This window comes from Kitasatospora sp. NPDC094015, assembly GCF_040304075.1.
Classification (GTDB): domain Bacteria; phylum Actinomycetota; class Actinomycetes; order Streptomycetales; family Streptomycetaceae; genus Kitasatospora.
Genome location: NZ_JBEOUL010000080.1, coordinates 1 through 1,979 on the forward strand (window position 1 = coordinate 1; position 1,979 = coordinate 1,979).

Here is a 1,979-nt window from a genome sequence, read left to right on the forward strand (position 1 = left end):
TGAGCAACGAGAGTCTGGCGAACCTGCTCAAGGAGGACCGCCGGTTCGCGCCGCCGGCGGAGCTCGCCGCGGCCGCGAACGTGACCGCCGCCGCGTACGCGCAGGCCTCCGAGGACCGGCTGGGGTTCTGGGCCGAGCAGGCCCGCCGGCTGGACTGGGCCGTCGAGCCGACCGAGACCCTGGACTGGTCGAACCCCCCGTTCGCGAAGTGGTTCGCCGACGGCCGCCTCAACGTCGCCCACAACTGCGTGGACCGGCACGTCGCCGCCGGCCACGGCGACCGCGTCGCCATCCACTTCGAGGGCGAACCCGGCGACACCCGCACCCTGACCTACGCCCAACTCAAGGACGAGGTCTCCCGCGCCGCCAACGCCCTGCTCGAACTCGGCGTCACCCTCGGCGACCGCGTCGCGATCTACCTCCCCATGATCCCCGAGGCCGTCGTCGCGATGCTCGCCTGCGCCCGCATCGGCGCAGCCCACTCCGTGGTCTTCGGCGGCTTCTCCGCCGACGCCGTCGCCTCCCGCATCAAGGACGCCGACGCCAAACTCGTCATCACCGCCGACGGCGGCTACCGCCGCGGCAAGCCCTCCGCCCTCAAACCCGCCATCGACGAGGCCCTCACCAAGGTCGACGGCGTCGAGAACGTCCTGGTGGTCCGCCGCACCGGCCAGGACACCCCCTTCACCGAGGGCCGCGACCTGTGGTGGCACGACGTCGTCGACCGCCAGAGCACCCACCACACCGCCCAGGCGCACGACGCCGAACAGCCCCTGTTCATCCTCTACACCTCCGGCACCACCGGAAAGCCCAAGGGCATCCTGCACACCTCCGGCGGCTACCTCACCCAGGCCGCCTACACCCACCACGCCGTCTTCGACCTCAAGCCCGACACCGACGTCTACTGGTGCACCGCCGACATCGGCTGGGTCACCGGCCACTCCTACATCGTCTACGGCCCCCTCGCCAACGGCGCCACCCAGGTCATCTACGAAGGCACCCCCGACACCCCCCACCAGGGCCGGTTCTGGGAGATCGTCCAGAAGTACGGCGTCACCATCCTCTACACCGCCCCCACCGCGATCCGCACCTTCATGAAGTGGGGCGACGACATCCCCACCAAGTTCGACCTCACCTCCCTGCGCGTGCTCGGCTCGGTCGGCGAACCCATCAACCCCGAAGCCTGGATCTGGTACCGCGACCACATCGGCGCCGGCACCACCCCGATCGTCGACACCTGGTGGCAGACCGAGACCGGCGCCATGATGATCAGCCCCCTGCCCGGCGTCACCCACACCAAGCCCGGCTCCGCCCAACGCGCCCTGCCCGGCATCGCCGCCACCGTCGTCGACGACAACGCCAACGAGGTCCCGAACGGCTCCGGCGGCTACCTCGTCCTCACCGAACCCTGGCCCGCCATGCTCCGCACCATCTGGGGCGACGACCAGCGCTACCTCGACACCTACTGGTCCCGCTTCGAAGGCAAGTACTTCGCCGGCGACGGCGCCAAGAAGGACCAGGACGGCGACATCTGGCTCCTGGGCCGCGTCGACGACGTCATGCTCGTCTCCGGCCACAACATCTCCACCACCGAGGTCGAATCCGCCCTCGTCGGCCACCCCGCCGTCGCCGAGGCCGCCGTCGTCGGCGCCACCGACACCACCACCGGCCAGGCCATCGTCGCCTTCGTCATCCTCCGCTCCACCGCCACCACCACCACCGACGGCAACGGTGACGACGGCGACCTGATCGCCGACCTGCGCAACCACGTCGGCCGCACCCTGGGCCCGATCGCCAAACCCAAGCAGATCAAGATCGTCGCCGAACTCCCCAAGACCCGCTCCGGCAAGATCATGCGCCGCCTCCTGCGCGACATCGCCGAAGGCCGCGAGATCGGCGACACCACCACCCTCGCCGACACCACCGTCATGAACCTCATCCAGGCCCAACTCCCCACCACCGACAGCAAGAGCTGACCC

1 protein-coding gene is annotated in these 1,979 nt (G+C 70.0%); it reads left to right on the forward strand.

Annotated elements, in window-relative coordinates; all coding sequences use genetic code 11:
• Positions 1-1,976: acetate--CoA ligase (gene acs / locus ABT014_RS34405; protein WP_350643785.1), on the forward strand; the 1,976-nt coding region annotated here is incomplete at its 5' end.
• Positions 1,977-1,979 lie beyond the last annotated feature (3 nt).